The sequence below is a fragment of the Hylemonella sp. P2_B10 genome, from assembly GCF_056404875.1.
In genome coordinates this window covers 274,146-297,337 of sequence record NZ_JBFUDE010000004.1, presented here as the reverse complement: position 1 = coordinate 297,337, position 23,192 = coordinate 274,146, and the positions used below count along the sequence as shown (strand labels likewise).

The 23,192-nt window shown below is 65.1% G+C and carries 29 protein-coding genes, 1 tRNA gene and 1 pseudogene; 28 read left to right on the top strand and 3 right to left on the bottom strand.

The features are described 5' to 3' along the window. Positions 1–5 precede the first annotated feature (5 nt). The 17 genes from AC1DX2_RS19240 to tatC all read left to right on the top strand — a co-directional run bounded on the left by AC1DX2_RS19240 (position 6) and on the right by tatC (position 11,439). Entirely contained in the window at positions 6–944 is a 939-nt protein-coding gene (locus tag AC1DX2_RS19240; protein WP_477198009.1) for an ABC transporter ATP-binding protein, read from the top strand. Further along, the gene (locus tag AC1DX2_RS19235) at positions 944–1,699 is read left to right on the top strand and encodes an ABC transporter permease (RefSeq protein ID WP_477198378.1); all 756 of its coding nucleotides are present in this window, start codon (positions 944–946) and stop codon (positions 1,697–1,699) included. Before AC1DX2_RS19240 ends, AC1DX2_RS19235 begins: the two co-directional genes overlap by 1 nt. A gap of 18 nt (positions 1,700–1,717) precedes the next feature. Further along, positions 1,718–1,966: a BolA family protein gene (locus AC1DX2_RS19230; protein ID WP_477198008.1), complete on the top strand. Its 249-nt coding sequence runs from the start codon at positions 1,718–1,720 to the stop codon at positions 1,964–1,966. After that, entirely contained in the window at positions 1,963–2,601 is a 639-nt protein-coding gene (gene hisG / locus AC1DX2_RS19225; protein WP_477198007.1) for an ATP phosphoribosyltransferase, read from the top strand. Before AC1DX2_RS19230 ends, hisG begins: the two co-directional genes overlap by 4 nt. A 10-nt stretch (positions 2,602–2,611) precedes the next feature. Continuing rightward, a complete protein-coding gene (hisD, locus tag AC1DX2_RS19220) occupies positions 2,612–3,937 on the top strand; it encodes a histidinol dehydrogenase (protein WP_477198006.1) in 1,326 nt (441 codons plus the stop codon). Between the two features lie 23 nt (positions 3,938–3,960). Further along, positions 3,961–5,091 carry a histidinol-phosphate transaminase gene (gene hisC / locus AC1DX2_RS19215; RefSeq protein ID WP_477198005.1) on the top strand — a complete coding sequence of 377 codons (1,131 nt, stop codon included), beginning with the start codon at positions 3,961–3,963 and terminating at the stop codon, positions 5,089–5,091. A gap of 39 nt (positions 5,092–5,130) precedes the next feature. Further along, entirely contained in the window at positions 5,131–5,745 is a 615-nt protein-coding gene (gene hisB, locus AC1DX2_RS19210) for an imidazoleglycerol-phosphate dehydratase HisB (protein WP_477198004.1), read from the top strand. 67 nt (positions 5,746–5,812) lie between these two features. Beyond that, positions 5,813–6,469: an imidazole glycerol phosphate synthase subunit HisH gene (gene hisH, locus AC1DX2_RS19205; RefSeq protein WP_477198003.1), complete on the top strand. Its 657-nt coding sequence runs from the start codon at positions 5,813–5,815 to the stop codon at positions 6,467–6,469. An 86-nt stretch (positions 6,470–6,555) separates the two neighbouring features. After that, on the top strand, positions 6,556–7,299 hold the full coding sequence (gene hisA, locus AC1DX2_RS19200; protein WP_477198002.1) for a 1-(5-phosphoribosyl)-5-[(5-phosphoribosylamino)methylideneamino]imidazole-4-carboxamide isomerase: 744 nt from the start codon (positions 6,556–6,558) through the stop codon (positions 7,297–7,299). After that, positions 7,289–8,089: an imidazole glycerol phosphate synthase subunit HisF gene (hisF, locus tag AC1DX2_RS19195; protein ID WP_477198001.1), complete on the top strand. Its 801-nt coding sequence runs from the start codon at positions 7,289–7,291 to the stop codon at positions 8,087–8,089. Before hisA ends, hisF begins: the two co-directional genes overlap by 11 nt. A 71-nt stretch (positions 8,090–8,160) precedes the next feature. Beyond that, entirely contained in the window at positions 8,161–8,568 is a 408-nt protein-coding gene (gene hisI, locus AC1DX2_RS19190; protein ID WP_477198000.1) for a phosphoribosyl-AMP cyclohydrolase, read from the top strand. 11 nt (positions 8,569–8,579) lie between these two features. Next, complete coding sequence (locus tag AC1DX2_RS19185; protein WP_477197999.1) at positions 8,580–8,963, top strand: phosphoribosyl-ATP diphosphatase; 384 nt, start codon at positions 8,580–8,582, stop codon at positions 8,961–8,963. After that, positions 8,960–9,355: a DUF4870 family protein gene (locus AC1DX2_RS19180; protein ID WP_477197998.1), complete on the top strand. Its 396-nt coding sequence runs from the start codon at positions 8,960–8,962 to the stop codon at positions 9,353–9,355. The genes AC1DX2_RS19185 and AC1DX2_RS19180 overlap by 4 nt, the downstream gene beginning before the upstream one ends. Beyond that, positions 9,352–9,738, top strand: coding sequence for a histidine triad nucleotide-binding protein (locus tag AC1DX2_RS19175; protein ID WP_477197997.1), 387 nt, complete (start codon positions 9,352–9,354; stop codon positions 9,736–9,738). Before AC1DX2_RS19180 ends, AC1DX2_RS19175 begins: the two co-directional genes overlap by 4 nt. A 94-nt stretch (positions 9,739–9,832) precedes the next feature. After that, positions 9,833–10,084: a Sec-independent protein translocase subunit TatA gene (gene tatA / locus AC1DX2_RS19170; RefSeq protein WP_477197996.1), complete on the top strand. Its 252-nt coding sequence runs from the start codon at positions 9,833–9,835 to the stop codon at positions 10,082–10,084. Positions 10,085–10,123: 39 nt separating this feature from the next. Continuing rightward, complete coding sequence (locus AC1DX2_RS19165; RefSeq protein ID WP_477197995.1) at positions 10,124–10,582, top strand: Sec-independent protein translocase subunit TatA/TatB; 459 nt, start codon at positions 10,124–10,126, stop codon at positions 10,580–10,582. Between the two features lie 50 nt (positions 10,583–10,632). Beyond that, complete coding sequence (tatC, locus tag AC1DX2_RS19160; protein WP_477197994.1) at positions 10,633–11,439, top strand: twin-arginine translocase subunit TatC; 807 nt, start codon at positions 10,633–10,635, stop codon at positions 11,437–11,439. On the opposite strand, the gene AC1DX2_RS19155 is transcribed toward tatC, so the two are convergent. Then, a complete protein-coding gene (locus AC1DX2_RS19155; RefSeq protein WP_477197993.1) occupies positions 11,436–12,605 on the bottom strand; it encodes a trypsin-like peptidase domain-containing protein in 1,170 nt (389 codons plus the stop codon). The genes tatC and AC1DX2_RS19155 overlap by 4 nt on opposite strands. A 433-nt stretch (positions 12,606–13,038) precedes the next feature. Here AC1DX2_RS19155 and AC1DX2_RS19150 point away from each other — a divergent pair, with 433 nt between their 5' ends. From AC1DX2_RS19150 to pdxA, 3 genes are read left to right on the top strand one after another with little or no spacing between them, the layout of a single operon-like run. Continuing rightward, positions 13,039–13,407: a hypothetical protein gene (locus AC1DX2_RS19150; RefSeq protein ID WP_477197992.1), complete on the top strand. Its 369-nt coding sequence runs from the start codon at positions 13,039–13,041 to the stop codon at positions 13,405–13,407. 15 nt (positions 13,408–13,422) lie between these two features. Then, on the top strand, positions 13,423–14,193 hold the full coding sequence (locus AC1DX2_RS19145) for a Nif3-like dinuclear metal center hexameric protein (RefSeq protein ID WP_477197991.1): 771 nt from the start codon (positions 13,423–13,425) through the stop codon (positions 14,191–14,193). Between the two features lie 4 nt (positions 14,194–14,197). Continuing rightward, positions 14,198–15,229, top strand: coding sequence for a 4-hydroxythreonine-4-phosphate dehydrogenase PdxA (pdxA, locus tag AC1DX2_RS19140; RefSeq protein WP_477197990.1), 1,032 nt, complete (start codon positions 14,198–14,200; stop codon positions 15,227–15,229). A gap of 13 nt (positions 15,230–15,242) precedes the next feature. On the opposite strand, the gene mscL is transcribed toward pdxA, so the two are convergent. Next, the gene (mscL, locus tag AC1DX2_RS19135) at positions 15,243–15,671 is read right to left on the bottom strand and encodes a large conductance mechanosensitive channel protein MscL (protein WP_477197989.1); all 429 of its coding nucleotides are present in this window, start codon (positions 15,669–15,671) and stop codon (positions 15,243–15,245) included. A gap of 192 nt (positions 15,672–15,863) precedes the next feature. Between mscL and petA the strand changes: the two genes are divergently transcribed. The 7 genes from petA (at position 15,864) to AC1DX2_RS19100 (ending at position 21,691) form a co-directional block, all read left to right on the top strand. Continuing rightward, positions 15,864–16,490: a ubiquinol-cytochrome c reductase iron-sulfur subunit gene (petA, locus tag AC1DX2_RS19130; RefSeq protein WP_477197988.1), complete on the top strand. Its 627-nt coding sequence runs from the start codon at positions 15,864–15,866 to the stop codon at positions 16,488–16,490. 27 nt (positions 16,491–16,517) lie between these two features. Next, on the top strand, positions 16,518–17,918 hold the full coding sequence (locus tag AC1DX2_RS19125) for a cytochrome b (protein WP_477197987.1): 1,401 nt from the start codon (positions 16,518–16,520) through the stop codon (positions 17,916–17,918). Between the two features lie 21 nt (positions 17,919–17,939). Next, positions 17,940–18,698, top strand: a complete 759-nt coding sequence (locus AC1DX2_RS19120; RefSeq protein ID WP_477197986.1) for a cytochrome c1 — start codon at positions 17,940–17,942, stop codon at positions 18,696–18,698. Positions 18,699–18,807: 109 nt separating this feature from the next. Then, the gene (locus tag AC1DX2_RS19115) at positions 18,808–19,419 is read left to right on the top strand and encodes a glutathione S-transferase N-terminal domain-containing protein (protein WP_477197985.1); all 612 of its coding nucleotides are present in this window, start codon (positions 18,808–18,810) and stop codon (positions 19,417–19,419) included. Between the two features lie 87 nt (positions 19,420–19,506). After that, positions 19,507–20,046, top strand: a complete 540-nt coding sequence (locus AC1DX2_RS19110; protein WP_477197984.1) for a ClpXP protease specificity-enhancing factor — start codon at positions 19,507–19,509, stop codon at positions 20,044–20,046. 12 nt (positions 20,047–20,058) lie between these two features. Next, positions 20,059–20,134: transfer RNA gene (locus AC1DX2_RS19105), tRNA-Thr, on the top strand. Positions 20,135–20,416: 282 nt separating this feature from the next. Then, a complete protein-coding gene (locus tag AC1DX2_RS19100) occupies positions 20,417–21,691 on the top strand; it encodes an NF038122 family metalloprotease (protein ID WP_477197983.1) in 1,275 nt (424 codons plus the stop codon). Between the two features lie 157 nt (positions 21,692–21,848). On the opposite strand, the gene AC1DX2_RS19095 is transcribed toward AC1DX2_RS19100, so the two are convergent. Next, positions 21,849–22,172, bottom strand: a complete 324-nt coding sequence (locus AC1DX2_RS19095; protein WP_477197982.1) for a hypothetical protein — start codon at positions 22,170–22,172, stop codon at positions 21,849–21,851. Positions 22,173–22,217: 45 nt separating this feature from the next. Here AC1DX2_RS19095 and AC1DX2_RS19090 point away from each other — a divergent pair. Then, a pseudogene (locus tag AC1DX2_RS19090) lies at positions 22,218–23,171 on the top strand (M23 family metallopeptidase); the annotation flags it as partial. Positions 23,172–23,192 lie beyond the last annotated feature (21 nt).

Genomic DNA, 23,192 nt, shown 5'->3' with positions numbered 1-23,192 from the left:
CTTCCATGCCAGCCATTTCCTTTCAATCGGTTTCCAAATCCTACCCCTCGCCGCGCGGCCCCAAAGGCAGCACCTTCCTGGCGCTGGACCAGGTCAGCCTGGACATTGAAGAGGGAGAGTTCTTCGGCCTCTTGGGCCCYAATGGCGCCGGCAAGACGACCATGATCAGCATCCTGGCCGGGCTGGCGCGCGCCAGCCAGGGCAAGGTCTCGGTGCTCGGCCACGACGTGCAGGCCGACTATGCGCAGGCCCGGCGCAAGCTGGGTGTGGTGCCGCAGGAGCTGGTGTTCGACCCCTTCTTCAATGTGCGCGAGGCCCTGCGCATCCAGTCCGGCTATTTCGGCGTCAAGAACAACGACGCCTGGATCGACGAATTGCTGGACAGCCTGGGCTTGACCGACAAGGCCAGTGCCAACATGCGCCAGCTCTCCGGCGGCATGAAGCGCCGCGTGCTGGTGGCCCAGGCCTTGGTGCACAAGCCGCCGGTCATCGTCTTGGACGAGCCCACCGCCGGGGTGGACGTGGAGCTGCGCCAGACGCTGTGGCAGTTCATCGCCAAGCTGAACAAGCAGGGTCACACCGTGCTGCTGACCACCCATTACCTGGAAGAGGCCGAGGCGCTGTGCAACCGCATCGCCATGCTGAAGTCCGGCAAGGTGGTGGCGCTGGCCACCACCAGCGAGCTGCTGAAGGCGGCCTCCAGCAATGTGCTGCGCTTCAAGATCGATGCCGAGTTGCCCCGTGAGCTGGCCGAGCGCGCGCGCATCACCGGACGCATCGTGCAGTTTCCGGCCCATGATGCGCTGGAGATCGAGCGCTACCTGGCGGCCGTGCGCGAGGCCGGCCTGGTGGCCCAGGACGTGGAAATCCGCGCCGCCGATCTGGAAGACGTGTTCATCGACGTCATGCGTGACAAGACCGCTGAAAAGCAGGTGGCAGCATGATGGCCGGCTGGCAAACCCTGCTGTACAAGGAAGTGCTGCGCTTCTGGAAGGTCAGCTTCCAGACCGTGGCCGCACCGGTGCTGACCGCCGTGCTGTACCTGCTGATCTTCGGCCATGCGCTGGAAAACCATGTGAAGGTGTACGGCACCGTCAGCTACACCGCCTTCCTGATCCCCGGCCTGGTGATGATGAGCGTGCTGCAAAACGCCTTTGCCAACAGTTCGTCGTCCTTGATACAGAGCAAGATCATGGGCAACCTGGTGTTCCTGCTGCTCACCCCCTTGTCGCACTGGGCCTGGTTTTGCGCCTATGTCGGCTCATCGATTGCGCGCGGTGTCGTGGTGGGCGTGGGCGTGTTCGCCGTCACCGCCTGGTTTGCCATGCCCAGCCTGGTGGCGCCGCTGTGGGTGCTGGTGTTCCTGGTGCTGGGTGCGGCGCTGATGGGCACCTTGGGGCTGATCGCCGGCCTGTGGGCCGAGAAGTTCGACCAGATTGCGGCCTTCCAGAATTTCGTCATCATGCCGCTGACCTTCCTCAGCGGCGTTTTCTACTCCATCCATTCGCTGCCGGCCTTCTGGCAGGGTGTCAGCCACATCAACCCGTTTTTCTACATGGTTGACGGCTTCCGCTACGGCTTTTTTGGCGTCAGCGACGTGTCGCCATGGCTGAGTTTTGGTATCGTGACGTTGGCGCTGGCCGTGATCAGCTGCGTTGCGGTGCACCTGCTGCGCACCGGCTACAAGATCCGCGGCTGACCTGCTGCCCCCTTCACCATGACCGCCGACGAACTGAAGCATTTGATTGAAGCCTCGCTGCCGTGCCAGCTGTGCGAACTGGAAGGTGACGGCCGCCATTGGTACGCCACCATCGTGTCCAGCGAATTCGAGGGCAAGCGTGCGATACAGCGCCACCAGCGTGTCTATGCCACGCTGGGCGCGCGCATGCACACCGACGAGGTGCACGCGCTGTCGATGAAAACCTACACGCCGGCAGAGTGGGCCGCGCAGGGGCCGCAGCCATGATCACGCTGGCACTGTCCAAGGGCCGCATTTTTGACGAGACGCTGCCGCTGCTGCGGGCCGCCGGCATTGAGGTGCTGGACGATCCGGAAAAATCCCGCAAGCTGATCCTGCAGACCAGCCGCGACGACGTGCGCGTGGTGCTGGTGCGCGCCAGCGACGTGCCCACCTACGTGCAGTACGGCGGCGCCGACATCGGCATCGTCGGCAAGGACACGCTGCTGGAGCATGGCGGCCAGGGCCTGTACCAGCCGCTGGATCTGCGCATCGCCAAGTGCCGCATCAGCGTGGCGGTGCGCGCTGATTTTGACTATGCGCAGGCGGTGCGCCAGGGTTCGCGCCTGCGGGTGGCCACCAAGTACCTCACCATCGCGCGCGAATTCTTCGCCGCCAAGGGCGTGCACGTGGACCTGATCAAGCTGTACGGCAGCATGGAGCTGGCGCCACTGACCGGCCTGGCCGACGCCATCGTGGACCTGGTGTCCACCGGCAACACCTTGAAGGCCAACCAGTTGGTGGAGGTGGAGCGCATCATGGACATCAGCTCGCTGCTGGTGGTCAACCAGGCGGCGCTGAAGCTCAAGCCCGAACCGCTGCGCCGCATCATCGACGCCTTCTCGGCTGCGGTGGGCCAGTGAGGGGCTTGCCGTGACGCTCACCGCCGCCCCCTTGCAGCTGGCCACCACCGAGGCCGATTTCGAAGCCCGCTTCCAGCAGCGCCTGCACTGGTCCAGCGAGACCGATTCGGCCATCGAGGGCACCGTGGCCGCCATCGTGGACGATGTGCGCCGCCGTGGCGACGCCGCCGTGCTCGAGTACACGCAGCGCTTTGACGGCGTGGCCGCTGCCAGCCTGGCCGAGCTGGAACTCAGCCAGGCTGAGCTGAAGGCCGCCTTCGACGCCATTCCCGCGCGCCAGCGCGACGCCTTGCAGGCCGCCGCCCAGCGCGTGCGCACCTACCACCAGGCGCAAAAACGTGCCAGCGGTGAAAGCTGGAGCTACAAGGACGACCAGGGCAGCCTGCTGGGCCAGAAGGTCACGCCGCTGGACCGCGTGGGCATCTACGTGCCCGGCGGCAAGGCCACCTACCCGTCCTCGGTGCTGATGAACGCCATTCCGGCCCAGGTGGCCGGCGTGGGCGAGATCATCATGGTGGTGCCAACGCCGCGCGGCGAGAAGAACCTGATGGTGCTGGCTGCCGCCTATGTGGCCGGTGTGCACCGGGCCTTTACCGTGGGCGGCGCCCAGGCGGTGGCGGCGCTGGCCCATGGCACCGCCACCATCCCGAAGGTGGACAAGATCACCGGCCCGGGGAATGCCTACGTGGCCTCGGCCAAGCGCCGGGTGTTCGGCACCGTGGGCATAGACATGATCGCCGGCCCGAGCGAGATCCTGGTGCTGGCCGACGGCAGCACGCCCGCGGACTGGGTGGCGATGGACCTGTTCAGCCAGGCCGAGCACGACGAGCTGGCGCAAAGCATCCTGCTGTGCCCCGACCCGGGCTACATCGCGCAGGTGCAGGCCGCGATTGACCGCCTGCTGCCCGAGATGCCGCGCGCGGCCATCATCGCCAAGTCGCTGAACGACCGCGGTGCGCTGATCCTGACGCGCGACATGGAAGAGGCCTGCGCCATCAGCAACCGCATCGCGCCTGAGCACCTGGAGATCAGCAGCAGCGAACCGCACCGCTGGGAGCCGCTGCTCAAGCATGCCGGCGCCATCTTCCTGGGCGCCTTCACCAGCGAATCGCTGGGGGATTACTGCGCCGGCCCCAACCACGTGTTGCCCACCAGCGGCACGGCGCGTTTTTCCAGCCCGCTGGGCGTGTACGACTTCCAGAAGCGCTCCAGCATCATCGAGGTCAGCGAGGCCGGCGCGCAGGCGCTGGGGCTGATCGCTTCCGAGCTGGCCCACGGCGAAGGGCTGCAGGCGCACGCGCGCGCGGCCGAGATGCGCCTCAAGACATCCCCCTGAGCCGCCCGCCTGGGCACCGCCACATGAGCACCGAGAGCACCGATCTTTTGTCCCGCATCATCCAGACCCGCATCCGCCAGGACGTGGTGTCCATGCACGCCTATGCCATCCAGGATTCGGCCGGCATGGTCAAGCTGGATGCCATGGAGAACCCGCACCGTCTGCCGCCTGAGCTGCAGGCCGAGCTGGGCCGCCGCCTGGGCGCGCTGGCGCTGAACCGCTATCCAGACGGCCGCGTCAACGACCTGCGCCGCGCGCTGGCCACCCATGCAGGAATGCCCGAAGGCCACGCGTTGATGCTGGGCAACGGCTCGGACGAGCTGATCTCGCTGATCGCCATGGCTTGCGACGTGCCCGCAGCCGATGGCGCCCCAGCCACCATCCTGGCGCCGCTGCCCGGCTTCGTGATGTACGCGATGAGTGCCCAGTTGCAGGGCCTGCGCTTCGTTGGCGTGCCGCTGACGGCGGACTTCGAGCTGGACGAAGCCGCCATGCTGGCCGCGATGCGTGAGCACCGCCCCGCCATCGTCTACCTGGCCTACCCCAACAACCCCACCGCCAACCTGTGGGACGAAGCGGCCATCAGCCACATCATCGCCTTGCAGGCCGAGCTGGGTGGCCTGGTGGTGATGGACGAGGCCTACCAGCCGTTTTCATCCCGCACCTGGCTGGACGCGATACGTCGCGACCCGGCACGCCACAGCCACGTGCTGCTGATGCGCACCATGAGCAAGTTCGGCCTGGCCGGCGTGCGCCTGGGCTACATGATGGGCCCGGCCGCGCTGGTGCAAGAGATCGACAAGCTGCGTCCGCCCTACAACATCAGCGTGTTGAACTACGAGTGCGGCCTGTTTGCGCTGGAGCATGCGCAGGTGTTCGCCCAGCAGGCGGCCGAGCTGCGTGCCCAGCGCGCGCGGCTGCTGCAGGGCCTGCAACAGTTGCAGGGCCTGAAGGTCTGGCCCAGCGAAGCCAACATGGTGCTGGTGCGCGTGCCGGATGCGCAGGCGGTGTTTGAAACGCTGAAAGCGCGCAAGCTGCTGGTGAAGAATGTCTCCAAAATGCACCCGCTGCTGGCCAACTGCCTGCGTTTGACGGTGGGTACCGAAGACGAGAACACGCTGCTGCTGGACGCGCTGCGCGCCGCATTGCCCTGAAGGAGGCGCGGTGACGCCGCTTTCGGGGACAATAGTGGCATGAGCACGGATTCTCCATCCTCCCAGCCGCGCAGCGCGCAGGTCACGCGCAACACCGCCGAGACCCAGATCACCGTCAAAGTGAACCTGGACGGCACCGGCCAGGCCCGGCTTTCCACCGGCATCGGCTTTTTCGACCACATGCTGGACCAGATCGCCCGCCACGGGCTGATCGACCTGGACATTGACGCCAAGGGCGATTTGCACATCGACGGCCACCACACCGTGGAAGACGTGGGCATCACCCTGGGCCAGGCCGTGGCCAAGGCGATTGGTGACAAAAAGGGCATACGCCGCTACGGCCACGCCTATGTGCCGCTGGACGAGGCGCTGAGCCGCGTGGTGGTCGACTTCTCCGGCCGCCCCGGGCTGACGCTGAATGTGCCCTTCAAGAGTGGCATGGTGGGTGGCTTCGACACCCAGTTGACGCACGAGTTCTTCCAGGGCTTCGTCAACCACGCGCTGGTGACGCTGCACATCGACAACCTGCGCGGCGACAACGCCCACCACCAGGCGGAAACCGTGTTCAAGGCCTTTGCGCGCGCGCTGCGCGCCGCCACCGAGCTGGACCCGCGCTCGGCCGGTGTGATTCCGTCCACCAAAGGTTCTTTGTGAGACTTTGCGGGACAGACCGCAGGCTGCGTAGCAGACAAGCTCTGTCCTCAACCGATATGAGGCCGTCATGAACAAGACCGTGGCCGTGGTGGATTACGGCATGGGCAACCTGCGCTCGGTGTCGCAGGCGGTGCAGGCGGTGGCGCTGGACACGGGTTACCACGTGGTCATCACCTCGCGCCCCGAAGAGGTGCGCGCGGCCGAGCGCGTGGTGCTGCCGGGGCAGGGCGCCATGCGCGACTGCATGCGCGAACTGCGCGAATCCGGCCTGCAAGACAGCGTGCTGGAAGCCGCCGCCAGCAAGCCGCTGTTTGGCGTCTGCGTGGGCATGCAGATGCTGCTGGACCACAGCGCCGAAGGCCCCAACGGCGGCACGCCTGGCCTGGGCCTGATCCCCGGCGAGGTGGTGAAGTTCGAGCTCGGTGGCCGTCTGCAGGCCGACGGCAGCCGCTACAAGGTGCCGCAAATGGGCTGGAACCAGGTGTTCCAGGCGCAGCCGCACCCGATCTGGGGCGGAGTGCCCGATGCCGCCTGGTTCTATTTCGTGCACAGCTTTTATGCCCAACCGTCTGATGCGCGCCACAGCGCTGGCGAGACCGAGTACGGCGGGCGCTTTACGGCCGCCATTGCACGCGATAATATTTTTGCCACCCAATTCCACCCTGAAAAAAGTGCCGAACACGGACTTGCCCTGTACCGCAACTTCCTGCACTGGAAGCCCTGAGACCTGGTTCTGAAGGGCCGCAGGAACGCTTTTTTTCACCCATTCATGCTCGCCGGGCTTGTTGCTCCGACCCGCCTGACCACAAGATGCTTCTCATTCCCGCGATTGACCTGAAGGATGGCCATTGCGTACGCCTGAAACAAGGCGACATGGACCAATCCACCACCTTTGGCGAGGACCCGGCCGCGATGGCGCGCAGCTGGGTGAGCAAGGGTGCGCGCCGCCTGCACCTGGTGGACTTGAACGGCGCCTTCGCCGGCCACCCGAAAAACGAGGCCGCCATCCGCAAGATCCTGAAGGAAGTGGGCGGCGAGATCGATGTGCAGCTGGGCGGCGGCATCCGCGACCTGGACACCATTGAGCGCTACCTGGACGCCGGCCTGCGCTACGTCATCGTCGGCACGGCGGCGGTGAAAAACCCTGGTTTCCTGCAGGACGCCTGCACCGCCTTTGGCGGCCACATCATCGTCGGCCTGGACGCCAAGGACGGCAAGGTGGCCACCGACGGCTGGAGCAAGCTGACGCGCCATGAGGTCGTCGATCTGGGCAAGAAATTCGAGGACTACGGCGTCGAGTCCATCATCTACACCGACATCGGGCGCGACGGCATGCTGTCGGGCATCAACATCGAAGCCACCGTCAAGCTGGCGCAGGCACTGAGCATTCCGGTGATCGCCTCCGGGGGCCTGAGCAACATCGCCGACATCGAGGCGCTGTGCGCAGTGCAGAGTGAAGGGGTGGAGGGTGTGATCTGTGGCCGTGCAATCTACAGCGGCGACCTCGATTTCGCCGCTGCCCAAACCCGTGCAGATGAGTTGAATGCTCGCTAAACGCATCATCCCCTGCCTGGACGTGACGGGCGGGCGGGTCGTCAAGGGCGTCAACTTCGTTGAGCTGCGCGATGCCGGTGACCCGGTGGAGATCGCTGCGCGCTACAACGAGCAGGGCGCAGATGAGCTGACCTTTCTGGATATCACCGCCACCAGCGACGACCGTGGGCTGATCCTGCACATGATCGAGGCGGTGGCTTCGCAGGTGTTCATCCCGCTGACGGTGGGTGGTGGCGTGCGCACGGTGGACGATGTGCGTCGGCTGCTGAACGCCGGCGCCGACAAGACCAGTTTCAACTCCGCAGCCATCGCCAACCCGAAGGTGATTGAAGACGCCTCGGCCAAGTACGGCGCTCAGTGCATCGTGGTGGCCATTGACGCCAAGCGCCGCAGCGAAGCCGACGCCCAGCGCCTGGACGCCAACGGCCAGCCCGTAGGCTCCGGCTGGGACGTCTACAGCCACGGTGGACGCAAGAACACGGGCCTGGACGCTGTCGCCTGGGCCAGCGAGATGGCGCGCCGTGGTGCTGGCGAGATTTTGCTGACCAGCATGGACCGCGACGGCACCAAGTCCGGCTTCGATCTGACGCTGACGCGTGCCGTCAGCGACGCCGTCAGCGTGCCGGTGATCGCCTCCGGTGGTGTGGGCAACCTGGACCACCTGGCCGATGGCATCCAACTGGGCCGCGCCGATGCGGTGCTGGCGGCCAGCATCTTCCACTACGGCGAATACACCGTGGGCCAGGCCAAGGCGCACATGGCTGCGCGCGGCATCCCGGTGAGGATTTGAGGTTTTGCCGCCGGGCTGCTCCAAGGGGACTTGCGGCCGGACGTGGGGGCAATTTCACCGACAATGGCTCCATGGACTGGCTAGACGATGTGAAATGGGACGCCCAGGGGCTGATTCCCGTGATTGCGCAGGAGCAGGGCAGCGGCGATGTGCTGATGTTCGCCTGGATGAACCGCGCCGCGCTGCAGCAGACGGCCGAGACCGGCCGTGCCGTGTATTTCAGCCGCTCGCGCGCCAAACTGTGGGCCAAGGGCGAGGAATCCGGCCATGTGCAGACGGTCCATGAGATCCGCATGGACTGCGACAACGACGTGCTGCTGCTGAAGGTGACCCAGCTGGGCCATGAGCCCGGCATTGCCTGCCACACCGGCCGTCACAGCTGTTTCTTCCAGTTGCTGAAAGATGGCGCAAGCACCGGCCAGCGTCAATGGGAAACCACCGAGCCGGTCTTGAAAGACCCGGCAAGCATCTACAAGTGAGTCGAATGAACATGGCTGAAGCAAGCTTTTCCACGGCGGATTCGCTGGCCAGGCTGGCGGCGGTGATAGAAAGCCGCCTGCCCGCGCGCGGCGGCGACCCCGAAGCCAGCTATGTGGCGCGGCTGCTGCACAAGGGGCCGGACGCCTTCCTGAAGAAGATTGGTGAAGAGGCTACCGAGGTGGTGCTGGCCGCCAAGGACGCCGACCACGGCGGCGACACCGCCAAGGTGGTCAGTGAAATGGCCGACCTGTGGTTCCACTGCATGGTGGCGCTGGCACACTATGGCCTGAAGCCCGCCGATGTGGTGGCCGAGCTGGACCGGCGCGCCGGCACCAGCGGCATTGAGGAAAAAGCCTTGCGCAAGGCGGTGTTGCGCGATGGAGACCCGGCATGATCCCTGACACGATAGACAACGCGGCGAGCGTGCAGCGCCTGCAGTCGCTGAACACGGTGGGCATGATCAGCTACATCCTGCACTTGGTCGTGGCGGTCAGCGCGCTGGTGCCCGGCGGGCAGTTCGGCGCGCTGCTGCTGCTGGTGGCGCTGGTGCTTGACCTGGTGAAACGGTCGGACGCCGAAGGCACCTGGCATGCTTCGCATTTCCGCTGGCGCATACGCTCGGTGCTGATTGCCGGCCTGCTGTACATCGTGACGCTGCCCTTGTGGCTGCTGTTCCTGTTCCCGGGCTGGGTCGCCTGGATTGTCATCTCCCTGTGGTTCTTGTACCGCATCATCAGCGGCATGGTGGCCATGAACAAGGGCTTGCCCATGGAGACCCCCGCATGAGCGACAGCGCTGGAACCAATGCCGCAGGCACCGATCCAAATTGCATCTTTTGCAAGATCGTGGCCGGCAAGATCCCGTCCAAGCTGGTGTACCAGGACGACGAGGTCTACGCCTTTCACGACATCAACCCATGGGCGCCGGTGCATTTCCTGCTGATTCCCAAGCAGCACATCGCCTCCATGGCGCAGTTGGACGACGGGCACGCGGCGCTGATGGGGCGCATGATGGCCCTGGTGCCCAGGCTGGCCGCGCAGGAGGGCTGCGGGCCGTATCCGGAAGGGGGCTTCCGGCTGGTCAGCAACACCGGGGCCGAGGGTGGCCAGGAGGTGCACCACCTGCATTTCCACGTKTTGGGCGGGCCACGCCCGTGGTTGCGGGGTTGACACGGTTTTGGGGCCGGCCGGGCCGGCGAGTCAGGTATCAGGGCGCGGCCTCCCCGCGAGGACTAAAATCAGACTGAATGCATAGGAGCGCGTCATGGGTTTTTCCACCACACACTTGCTGATCTTCCTGGTCATCATCATCGTCATTTTTGGCACCAAGAAGCTGCGCAACATCGGCTCCGACCTGGGTGGGGCCGTCAAGGGCTTCAAGGACGGCATGAAGGATGGCGACAAGCCGGCCGAGGGCCAGCCCGCGGTTGTGCCCCCCGCGCAGCAGGTCACCAGCACCGCGCCGGTCGCCGCCAACAAGGATGCGATCGACGTTGAAGCCAAGACCAAGACCTGATCTGCGGTCAGCGCACGCTTGCCCCTGGACTGACTGCCCATGCTGGACATAGGCGTTACCAAGCTCGCCATCATTGGCGGGATTGCGCTCGTGGTCATCGGCCCGGAAAAGTTGCCGGGCGTGGCGCGCACGTTGGGCGCGCTGCTGGGTCGGGCACGCCGCTATGTGGCCGATGTGAAGTCCGAGGTCAGCCGCTCCATGGAGCTTGACGAGCTGAAAAAGATGAAGGACGTGGTGGTGGGCGCCGCCCAGGAGGTGGAAAGCTCCATCCAGTCCACCGCGCGCGACTTCGAGCACAGCTGGGCCGATGCCACCAACGGCAACACGGCGCTGGCCGAGCCGCCAGCGGCCTACCCCAGCTACAAACACCCTAAAAAGAACTGGCGGCTCAAGCAGGGCGCCACGCCCCAGTGGTACAAGGTCCGCAACGGTGTCCGCTCCAAGGCCTTGTCGGGCGCCGCGCGGGTGGCCCGCTTCCGGCCCAAGAAGACGGCGTGAGCCGCGCCGCCCCGGGCGCACGCCGCCCCTGAACACCGAATTCACCCGGCATGACTGACCCTTCCAACAAAGACAAAGAAGACGAGCTCGCGGGCACCGAGCAGCCCTTCATCGCCCACCTGGTGGAGTTGCGTGACCGGTTGCTGTACGCAATCTATGGCGTCGGCGCCATCTTCGCGGTGCTGTGCTTCTTTCCCGGGCCGTCGCACCTGTACGACCTGATGGCGCTGCCGCTGGTCAAATCGCTGCCCGACGGCTCGAAGATGATCGCGGTGGGCGTGGTCTCGCCCTTCCTGGTGCCCATCAAAGTGACGGTGATGGCGTCGATTGGCCTGTCGCTGCCGTGGATCCTGTACCAGGTCTGGGCCTTCGTGGCGCCGGGGCTGTACCAGCACGAGCGTCGGTTGGTGGTGCCACTCGTTGCGGCCAGCACGATCCTGTTCTACACCGGGGCGGCGTTCTGCTATTTCTTCGTCTTTGGCCAGGCCTTTCCGGCGATCCAGAAGATGGCGCCGATCTCGGTCGCTGTCAGCCCCGACATCGAAGCCTACCTGGACTTCGTCATCACCATGTTCCTGGCCTTTGGCGTCGCCTTTGAGGTGCCCATCGCCGTAGTCATCCTGGCGCGCATGGGTTTGGTGACCGTCAAGCAGCTGAAGGCCTGGCGCGCGTATTTCATCGTTGGCGCGGCGGCAGCAGCCGGCCTGGTGACGCCACCCGATCCGGTGTCCATGATCGCGCTGCTGGTGCCCATGTGCCTGCTGTACGAGATGGGCATCTGGGCGGCGCAGATCTTCATCAAGCACACGCAGGCGCCCGAAACGCCCAGCGAAGCCGACGCACCCGGTCAGGGCTAGCGGGGCGCGGGCGCCTTGGCGCGCTGGCGCTGGCCCGGCGTCACGGTGACACTGAGCTTGCCGGCGGCGCGCACCAGCGTGACGGGTACCGGTTTGCCGGGTTTCAGCGCCGCCACCACCGACAGCAACTCCGACACACTGTTGACCGGCTTCTCGGCAATGTCCAGGATCACATCGCCGGGGTGGATGCCGGCCTGCGCGGCTGGGCCGTTTTGCAGCACGCCGGCCATGATCACGCCCTGGTAGCCTTCGCCGTTGGTGTTTTTCGGCGGTTTCACGCCGAAGGTCTCGGCCAGCTCGGGCGTCAGGTCCTGCGGCTCCACGCCTATCCAGCCGCGCGTCACCAGGCCGTCCTTGACGATGCCTTCCAGCACCAGCTTGGCGGTGGAGACGGGGATGGCAAAGCCTATGCCCATGCTGCCGCCCGAGCGCGAGTAGATGGCGGTGTTGATGCCCAGCAGGTTGCCGTTGGTGTCCACCAGCGCGCCACCGGAGTTGCCGGGGTTGATGGCAGCGTCGGTCTGGATGAAGTTCTCAAACGTGTTGATGCCCAACTGGTTGCGCCCCAGCGCGCTGACGATGCCGCCAGTCACCGTCTGCCCGACACCGAAGGGGTTGCCGATGGCCAGCACCTGGTCGCCCACCTGCAGGCTGTCTGAATTGCCCAGCACGATCACCGGCAGGCGGTCCAGGTCGATCTTCAGGATCGCCAGGTCGGTCTCGGGATCGGTGCCTATCACCTTGCCGTGCGCGTGGCGGGCGTCGTTGAGGATGACCTCGATCTCGTCGGCGCCTTCGATCACATGGTTGTTGGTCAGCACGTAGCCGCTGGTGCTGACGATGACGCCGCTGCCCAGCCCCATTTGCGGCTCGTTGCCCTGGTCGCCGAAGAAGAAGCGGAACCAGGGGTCGCCGCTCTTGTCGTTGCGGCGCGCCGTCTTGCTGGTGTTGATGCTGACCACGGCGGCCGATGCCTTCTGCGCCGCTTGCCGGAAGCTGCCGAAGGGCACTGCGCCCGGATTGGTCGCCGGCGCCTCAACCAGCGAAAACGCGGCATTGGCCAGGCCGCGCCGTGCGACCCAGTCGGGCTTCAGCGTCGCGACGACAAAGTAGGCGGCCAGCAGCACCGTCACGGTTTGGGAAAAGAGCAACCACAAGCGCTTCATGCGTCAAATTGTAGGGCGCCTGCGCCAAAGGCAAGCTTCGCCCAACAAAAGAAAAAACCGCTCAAAGCCGCGCAAATGCTGGCGTTCGGGGATTGCCGGTTCCCCGCCCTGGTTGGCGGGATCAGGCCGACACGGCACTCGGCTCCGCGGCTGTCCCCCGGGCCTTCGGCCCTCCTCCTTGATGCCGCTGCGCCGAATGCCGCATCGACCTGATCTTGCTGGGGTGGTGGGCGTGCCGGTTTTCTAGCGCTCAGCGTGCCAATGGACCCGAAGTCGCTGGGGCGTGTGGCGGAGCGGAATCAAGGGGGAGGGCCGTAGGCCCGGAGGACATCCGCGTAGCCACGCGCCCCAGCGGCGTCGGCAGCCAGCGAATCAGGCTTCCAGCGCGTCGGCAACAACAGGCCGGTCACGCGCACAATTGGTCCAAGCCCAAATGAGCATCCAGCACACCCTCATCCACATCCAGCCCGAAGCGCCGCCCAAGCCCGCGCTGGGCCAGGCGTGCAACGGCTGCGGTGTCTGCTGCCTGCTGGAACCCTGCCCGTTGGGTGTGCTGCTGTCGCGTCGCCGCCAGGGCGCGTGCATGGCGGTGCGCTGGGACGGTGACGGCCGGCGCTACGTTTGCGGCAGCCTGAGCGTGCCGGGCGAGGTGGCACGGGCCGCGCTGCCAGCCTGGCTGCAACCCCTGGCCCGGCCGCTTGCCGCCGGTCTGCGCCGCTGGGCGCCGCGCTGGATTGCCGCTGGCAGCGGCTGCGACAGCAGCCTGGAGGTGGCCCGCCCGCCCGAAGCCGGGGCGGATTGACCGACAATCACGCGCATGACCGACCGCACGACCGACCGCGCCACCGTCCTGCAAGCTTTCGATGACCTGCTGCAACCCGGGCGTTTTCGCGATTACGGGCCCAATGGCCTGCAGGTGGAGGGCGCGCGCGAGGTGCGGCACATCGTCTCTGGCGTCACCGCCAGCCTGGCGCTGATCGAGGCCGCCATCGCCGCCGGTGCCGACAGCCTGTTCGTGCACCACGGCCTGTTCTGGCGTGGGCAGGACGGCCGCGTGACCGGCTGGATGAAGCAGCGCCTGGCGCTGCTGCTGCGCCACGACATCAACCTGTTCGCCTACCACCTGCCGCTGGACGCCCACCCCGAGCTGGGCAACAACGCGCAGCTGGGCTTGCAACTGGGCCTGGTGGCAGACGGCCGCTTTGGCGAGCAGGAGCTGGGTTTTCTGGGTGCGCCGGTGGCCGGCGAATTTGCCGGCGCCGCCGCGCTGGCCGGCCATGTGGCACAGGTGCTGGGCCGCAGCGTGACTTGTGTTGGCGGCGGTGACGGCAAACCCCTGCGCCGCATCGCCTGGTGCACTGGCGGCGCCCAGGGCTATTTCGAGGCCGCGATTGCCGCCGGGGCCGACGCCTTCATCACCGGCGAGATTTCCGAGCCGCAGGCGCACTATGCGCGCGAGTGCGGCGTGGCCTTCCTGGCCTGCGGCCACCACGCCAGCGAGCGCTATGGCGCGCCCGCCGTGGCCGGCCATGTGGCCGCTGCACTGGGGCTGCGCCACCAGTTCATCGACATGGACAACCCGGCCTGAAGCCATGGCCGCTGTACCTCAACCCATGGCCATCACGCTGGGCGATGCTGCCGGCATCGGCCCGGAGATCATCGCCAAGGCGTTTCGCGACGCGCCGGAACTGCTGCAGGGCTGCTTTGTGGCTGGTGATGTGGGCGCCATGCGCCGTGCCGCCGGCTGGCTGGGCGGCGTGCCGCTGCCGGTGGCGCGCATCGCCATCGCCGAGGACGCTTGGGCCGTGCCGCCACAGTGCATCCCGGTGTTGCAGGTTGGGGCGCCGCTGGCGTTGGACGCGGTGCCGCCGGGCCAGGTCAGCGCGCAGGCCGGTGAAATGTCTGGACGCTGCCTGGTGTGGGCGGCCCAGGCCGCCTTGCGCGGCGAGGTGGCCGCGCTGGTGACGGCGCCGCTGCACAAGGAGGCCTTGGCGGCGGCCGGTGCCCTTTACGCCGGCTACCCCGGCCACACCGAAATCCTGCAGGCCCAGGCGGCGGCATTCCTGCAGCGCCCGTTGGCCGATGTGCCGGTGCGCATGATGCTGGCCAATGACGAGCTGCGGGTGGTGCTGGTCAGTATCCACATGGCCTTGCGCGACGCGCTGGCGGCCGTCACCCACGACAACGTGTTGCAGACGCTGCGGGTGGCCGATGCGGCGCTGCGCCGGCAACTGGGCCGCGCGCCCAGGCTGGCGGTGGCCGGGCTGAACCCGCACGCGGGCGAGGGCGGGCTGTTCGGCCGCGAGGAGATCGAGGTGCTGCAGCCGGCCATGGCGCAGGCGCGCTCGCAGGGCGTGGATGCGCTGGGGCCTTATGCGCCGGACACGGTGTTCATGCGCGCGCGCCAGGGCGAATTCGACGCCGTGGTCGCCATGTACCACGACCAGGGGCTGATCCCGGTCAAGTACCTGGGGGTGGAGCAGGGCGTCAATGTGACGCTGGGCCTGCCGCTGGTGCGCACCAGCCCGGACCACGGCACCGCCTTTGACATTGCCGGCAGCGGCCGGGCCGATGCGGCCAGCCTGCTGGCCGCCATCCGCATGGCGCGCCAGCTCAGCCGCTAGGTACCGGCCAACTTTACTTTTTCAGGCTGTCGCGGATTTCGCGCAGCAGCAGCACGTCTTCTGGTGTGACGACAGGTGCCGGCTCCGGCGCCGGTGCCTCTTTTTTCAGCTTGTTGATCTGCTTGACCATCAGGAAGATGATGAAGGCCAGAATCACGAAGTTGACCGCCACGGTGATGAAGTTGCCATAGGCGAACACCGGCACACCAGCCTTTTTCAGCGCCTCCAGCGTGCCGGCGTTGCCCGCGGGCACGCTGCCCAGCACCACGAACATGTTGGAAAAGTCCAGCTTGCCGACGATCGCGCCTATCACTGGCATGATGAGGTCGCCCACCACCGAATCGACGATCTTGCCGAAGGCGCCGCCGATGATCACACCCACCGCGAGGTCGACCACATTGCCCTTGACGGCGAATTCCTTGAATTCCTGCACCATGCCCATGCTGAGTACTCCTTTGTTGTTGGTGGACGCGCTGTTTTCCGGCTAACACAGTTTTTGGATCAGCCACCCTAGTTTGACGCCTTTTTGCCTGCTTTTTACGCGGCGTCAACACAAAACCCGGCATTGAATTTGCAACAGGCGGTCAGCTACAATCCCACGTTACCCTTGTAGTCATGTTCCCTGAGGATACTCATGAGTGAATCTCTTGCCGCCGGTAGCGATAAGATCGACCCGAGCAAAAGAACCTGGTTGATCACGTCGAGCTGCGCTGGTGTGGTGGGCGGCATTGCCGCTGCCGTGCCTTTTGTCAGCACTTTCCAGCCTTCCGAGCGCGCCAAGGCCGCCGGCGCGGCCGTGGAAGTGGACATCTCTGGGCTGAAAGCCGGCGAAAAACTGACCGTCGAATGGCGCGGCAAGCCGGTGTGGATCGTCAAGCGCACGCCTGAGCAGCTGGCCGCGCTGAAAACCGTGGACGGCCTGCTGGCCGATCCGAAATCCGAGCGCAAGCCCAGCGAGCTGACCCCCGCCTATGCGCTCAAGGACAACCCCGACTACCGCTCCATCAAGCCCGAAATCCTGGTGGTGGTGGGCATCTGCTCGCACCTGGGCTGCTCGCCCTCCGACAAGTTCACGCCCGGCCCGCAGCCCTCGCTGCCCGACAACTGGGCCGGCGGTTTCCTGTGCCCCTGCCACGGCTCCACCTTCGACATGTCGGGCCGCGTCTACAAGAACAAGCCCGCGCCCGACAACCTGGAAGTGCCTCCGCACATGTACCTCTCCGACAGCCGCCTGCTGATCGGTGAGGACAAGAAGGCCTGATAAGAAGAAGCTGCACCGGAGCACACGATGGCTGAAATGAAAGAAATCTCCCCCAACGCGCCGGCGGCTGAAAAGCTGCTGAACTGGGTCGACAACCGCTTCCCGCTCACCACGCTCTTCAAGGAGCACATGAGTGAGTACTACGCGCCGAAGAACTTCAACTTCTGGTACATGTTTGGCTCGCTGGCCATGCTGGTGCTGGTGATACAGATCGTCACCGGCATCTTCCTGACCATGAACTACAAGCCCGACGCCGCGCTGGCGTTCGGCTCGGTCGAGTACATCATGCGCGACGTGCCCTGGGGCTGGCTGGTGCGCTACATGCACTCCACCGGCGCCTCGGCCTTCTTCGTCGTGGTCTACCTGCACATGTTCCGCGGCCTGATGTATGGCAGTTACCGCAAGCCCCGTGAGCTGATCTGGGTCTTCGGCTGCGCCATCTTCCTGTGCCTGATGGCCGAGGCCTTCATGGGCTACCTGCTGCCCTGGGGCCAGATGAGCTACTGGGGCGCCCAGGTGATCGTCAACCTGTTTGCCGCCATCCCCTTCGTCGGCCCCGACCTGGCGCTGCTGATCCGCGGCGACTACGTGGTGGGCGACGCCACGCTGAACCGCTTCTTCAGCTTCCACGTCATCGCGGTGCCGCTGGTGCTGCTGGGCCTGGTGGTGGCGCACATCATCGCGCTGCACGAAGTGGGTTCCAACAACCCCGACGGCGTGGAGATCAAGGCCACCAAGGACAAGAACGGCATCCCGCTGGACGGCATCCCCTTCCACCCGTACTACACCGTGCACGACATCTTTGCCGTCTGCATGTTCCTGATGGTGTTCACGGCCATCGTGTTCTTCGCGCCTGAAGTTGGCGGCTATTTCCTGGAGTACAACAACTTCATCCCGGCGGACCCGCTGAAGACGCCGCCGCACATCGCGCCGGTGTGGTACTTCACGCCTTACTATTCCATGCTGCGCGCCATCACCACCGAAATGGTGTATGTGCTGATTGCCTGCGTGGCTGGCGGCGCGATTTTCAGCGTCGTCAAGTTCAAGCTGCCCAGCTTCATCAAGGCTGCCATCCTGGCGGTGGCCGCCGTGGTGGTGGCCATGATGCTGAGCACCGACGCCAAGTTCTGGGGCGTGGTGATCATGGGTGGTGCCGTCGTCATCCTGTTCGGCCTGCCCTGGCTGGACAACAGCCCGGTGCTGTCGATCCGCTACCGCCCGAGCTGGCACAAGTGGGTGTATGCCGTGTTCGTCGTCAACTTTGTCGTGCTGGCGTACCTGGGCGTGCAACCGCCGTCGCCCATCGGCGAGCGGGTGTCGCAAGTGGGCACGATGTTCTATTTCGGTTTCTTCATCCTGATGCCGTGGTGGAGCCGCCTGGGAACGCCCAAGCCGGTGCCCAGCCGTGTCACCTTCGCCGCCCACTAAGTCGCTGGAGAAAACAACAAAATGAAGAAGCTCATACTCGCTTTGCTGATGGCGGCCGGCCTGGTGACCGGCGCGCAAGCCAATGAAGGCGGCCCGGCTTGGGACAAGGCACCCAACGCCACCAACGACCTGGTCTCGCTGCAGCACGGCGCCAAGCTGTTCGTCAACTACTGCCTGAACTGCCACTCGGCCGCTTTCATGCGCTACAACCGCATGACCGACATCGGCCTGACCGAGCAGCAGATCAAGGACAACCTGCTGTTCGCCACCGACAAGGTGGGCGACACCATGAAGGCGGCCATCGACCCCAAACAGGCCAAGGCCTGGTTTGGCGCCAACCCGCCCGACCTGAGCGTGATCGCGCGCTCGCGTTCGGCCGGCGGCAAGGGCTCCGGTGCCGACTACCTATACACCTACCTGCGCACCTACTACGCCGACGACACCAAGGCCACCGGCTGGAACAACCTGGTGTTCCCCAGCGTCGGCATGCCCCATGTGCTGTGGGAGCTGCAGGGCGTGCGCAAGCCCATTTACGAGGTCAAGGAAGTGCACGGCCACCAGGAAGAAGTGCTGAAGGGTTGGGAGCAAGTCACCCCCGGCACGCTGACGCCGCTGCAATACGACCAGGCCGTGGGCGACCTGGTGAACTACCTGCAATGGATGGGTGAGCCGGCCGCCAACACCCGTGTGCGCGTGGGCGTGTGGGTGCTGCTGTTCCTGCTGGTGCTGACCTTCATGACCTGGCGCCTGAATGCGTCCTACTGGAAGAACGTCAAGTAAGTCGTCCGTTCCCCAGCCGGTGCCGCGTCACGAATGCGGCACCGCCCCAGTCCCCAGGGTGGGTTGCCGCGGCAACCCGCTCTTTTTTACTTTTTAGGAGTCCGTTGCCATGATGGTGCTGTATTCAGGAACCACCTGCCCCTTTTCCCACCGTTGCCGGTTTGTGCTGTTCGAAAAAGGCATGGATTTCGAGATCCGCGACGTTGACTTGTACAACAAGCCCGAGGACATCAGCGTGATGAATCCGTACGGCCAGGTGCCTATCCTGGTCGAGCGAGACCTCATCCTGTATGAGTCCAACATCATCAACGAGTACATCGACGAGCGCTTCCCCCACCCGCAGCTGATGCCCGGCGACCCGGTGGACCGTGCCCGCGTGCGCCTGTTCCTGCTGAACTTCGAGAAGGAGCTGTTCGTGCACGTCTCCACGCTCGAATCCCGCGTGGCCAAGGGCAACGAGAAGGTGCTGGAGAAGGCGCGCGCACACATCCGCGACCGCCTGACGCAGCTGGCACCGGTGTTCCTGAAGAACAAGTACATGCTGGGTGACAACTTCTCCATGCTGGACGTGGCCATCGCGCCGCTGCTGTGGCGCCTGGACTACTACGGCATCGACCTGAGCAAGAACGCCGCGCCGCTGCTGAAGTATGCCGAGCGCATCTTCTCGCGCCCGGCCTATATCGAGGCGCTGACGCCGTCGGAAAAGGTGATGCGCAAGTAAGCGTTGGTAAGCCAGCCAGACAGGGGCGGCAAGTGAGGTAAGCTAGCGGCCACCCGTTCGCAGATCCTCACTTCGCCGCCTTTTTTCATGATCGATGCCCAAAGCGCCACCTCCACCCGCCCCTACCTGATTCGGGCGCTGTACGAGTGGTGCACCGACAATGGCTTCACCCCGTATGTGGCGGTGATGGTGGACGACAGCGTGCAGGTGCCGCGCGAGTACGTGAAGGACGGCGAGATCGTCCTCAACATCAGCTTTGACGCCACCAGCTCGCTGAAGCTGGGCAACGAGTTCATCGAGTTCAAGGCCCGCTTTGCCGGCGTGGCGCGCGAGATCATGGTGCCGGTGGACCGCGTCATCGCTGTGTATGCGCGCGAAACCGGGCAGGGCATGGCCTTCCCGCTGGTCGAGCCGGGCATGCGCCCGGTGGGCGAGAGCGCACCCGCGGCCCGCGCCGGCGCGCCGGCCAAGGACGCAGCCGCTGACTCAGGCGCTTCGCCCAAGCACATCCAGCTGGCCCCGGTGGACGGCGGCGAGCCGGGCGCCAGCGCTGGCGACGACACGCCCGAGCCGCCCCGGCCACCGTCTGCCCCCACCCAGCGGCCCACGCTGACACGCATCAAGTAAAATCCACCCCGTGCCGGTTTAGCTCAGTTGGTAGAGCACCCGCCTTGTAAGCGGTAGGTCGTCAGTTCGAGTCCGACAATCGGCACCACCTCACTGTTCACGCAGTGGCAAGAACCCTCAAAACCCGCTCGCTTCCCAGCGCAGCGGGTTTTTCTTGGCTCAGGCTTTCGTCACTGGCAGACAGTGATTGTCGAAAAACTTAACACTCTCTGTGTGAAAAAATTCACGCATTTGTGAAAAGTTTTTGTAAACCTCTGATTCGTAAGGCTATTTCTATAGCCTATCGGACATGGCTCATAACTTGCTCTCGTGTGCCTACGGTATCTGACTCGTGTGTGTCAGAGCCCATTTTCCTTTTGGAGTCTGTTACATGGCATACATTGGTGCAAAAAAGAGTCTGTTGAAGCGCCCCTCCTTTCGGCGGCTTGCTGCGGCTGCAGCTGTGGCGCTGAGCTTGGGCGCCACTTCTTCGGCAAACGCTGCGAACATTGTTCTCAACAATGTGGGCGGCGTTACGCCCGGTTCGGATGCCGCCATAGGCTTCAGCAAGGCTGCTGCTTTCTGGAGCCACATGTTGACCAACAATGTGACCATCAACCTCAATGTCGGGTACGGTCCCCTGGGCGCTGGCATCCTGGGTTCCACTTCGTCCCCGCGAGTCGGGGTTTTCACGGAGGATGTCGAAGCCCTTTTGGCCGCCAACGCGAACAAGTCCGCGCTGGACGTCCAGGCCGTCGCCAACATGCCCACGCTGGACGCCAACGGTGCGCTGTCCGTGATCACGAGTGGCTACAAGAATGCAGCCAAACAAGGGGTGGACACCACGACCAAGCTGTTGGATGCTGACGGCAGCGCAAACAACTACGGTCTTGCCCTCACCCGTGCAAACGCCAAGGCGCTGGGATTCACCGGCCTGACCGGCGCCGACGCGACCATCACTTTTTCCAGCAGCTTTTCCTTTGACTTCGACCCGACCAACGGCATAGCCAACAACAGCTACGATTTCCTGGGCATCGCGATCCACGAGATCGGGCATGCACTGGGCTTCGTTTCTGGCGTTGACACCTATGACTCGTTTGGCCCCGGTGGCCCCAATGCAGCAAATACCAGCAATCTCAACAACTTCGTCATCAACTCGGCGCTCGACTTGTTCCGCTACAGCGCTGACTCAACCAACCTGGCCCCCGGTGGCGCCTATCTGGACTGGTCGGCGGGCGGTACCCCGACCTACTTCTCGCTGGACAAGGGTGCGACGGCTGTGTCTTTGGGCGGCCTGACCGGCAATTACTCCACCGGTCAGTACAGCGGTGACGGCCGCCAGGCCTCTCACTGGAAGGACAACACCTATGCGGGTGGCGTGAACTGCTCCAACCCGACCAAGACGCCCATCGGCATCCTGGACCCGACCGCCGGCCGTTGTGAGTCATTGGGCATCACGGCCATGGATTTGGCCGCGTACGACGCCATGGGTTGGAACCTCGCTGTGGACGTGTTTGACAGGCCGGATATCTTCCTGAGCACTGCAAGCCTCTTTGTTGACCCCACGGACGTGCCTGAACCCGTTGGCCTGGCCCTGTTCGGTGTTGCTCTGGCTGGATTGGCCGCAAGCCGCCGCCGCAAAAACGCCGGCGCCGAGCAGCAGTAACAGGCCCAGACTCACCGGTATTGCGATTCCGGACCAAGCTGGCTGCACCTCAGCCAGCCAGGCGGCACCTTCGGGTGCCGTTTTTCATGGCCGAATGGCTACCGAATACAATAGGGCAGCCGCGCCAACGTGATCGGCGGCAACCTGGCATCAGAGGTTACACCTGATTTCGGGCCTGCGGAATTTGTACCTTCAGCCGAATTGAGTTAACCTGCCAGCCCTTGCTGCGCAAATGCGCCTCCAGCGATGGCAGCAATTGCCGCAACTTGGCGGCAGCGGCGGTGTTGTCCAACAGCAGGCACCAGCCGCCCTCGTCGATGGGACCGGCCTTGACGCTGGCGCGCAGGCCGGCCGGTATCAGCGGCTGTATGGCCTGCAGCCGCGCGCTGGAGTCCCGCACCAGCTCGGTCAGCCGGGCCAGCGAGGGCGAATCCTGCGTGGCCTGTTGCAGGCTGACGGCTTGGTGGCGGCGAGGGGTCATGGCGGGTTTGCGCCGTGGCGCGGGTCAGAGGAAGCGGTAGTAGTAATGCATTTGATTATCACGGATGCCTGGCTCGCCAAGAGCCGGGCTGTTCATCTCAGCGGCACCAGGCTGGTCTTCTCCGGCCTGTTGGCGGCGTTTTGCCTGATGCTGGTGGCCGCCGGCCTGTACCACTGGGTGTTCCTGAAGGGCGCGCGCGAGGGCTGGCCGGTGATCGGCTCACTGGTCAAGCTGGTGGTGCGCGACGAGTTCGAGCAGCGCGACCGCTACATGCGCGAGAACCTGGACATGATGGCGCGCAAGCTGGGCGAGATGCAGGCCAAGATGGCGCAGCTGGAATCACTGGGCGAGCGGGTGTCGGGCCTGGCCGGTGTCAACCCGGCCGATATCAAGGCCAAGCCCGGCCAGGGCGGTGCCCTGGTCTCGGGCCGGCCACTGACGCTGGAAGAGCTCAACATCACCCTGGCCGACCTGGACAAGCTCAGCGACCAGCGCACCGACTACCTGACTGTGATCGAGTCGCGCCTGTTCGAGCAGAAGATCAAGAGCATGATGGTGCCGACGCAGTTGCCCATCCCCACCGCCGTGCTGGGCTCGTCCTTCGGCTGGCGCATCGACCCTTTCACCGGCGGCTCAGCGCTGCACACCGGGCTGGATTTCCAGGCCGACACCGGCACCCCCATCTTTGCCGCCGCTGGCGGTGTGGTGGTGACGCAGGAATACCACCCGGCCTACGGCAACATGATCGAGGTGGACCACGGCAATGACCTGATCACCCGTTACGCCCACACCTCCAAGGTGTTCGTCAAGAAGGGCGACCTGATCAAGCGCGGCCAGAAGATCGCCGAAGTGGGTACCACCGGCCGCTCCACCGGCTCGCACCTGCATTTCGAGGTGCTGGTGCAAAACGTGCCCCAGGACCCGCAGAAATTCCTCAACGCCGGCCTGAAGCTGCCCGCATTTGCGCAGCAGCAAGCCAAACCGGCTGTGCCGCCGCAGGCTGCCAAGCCGGCGCAGCAG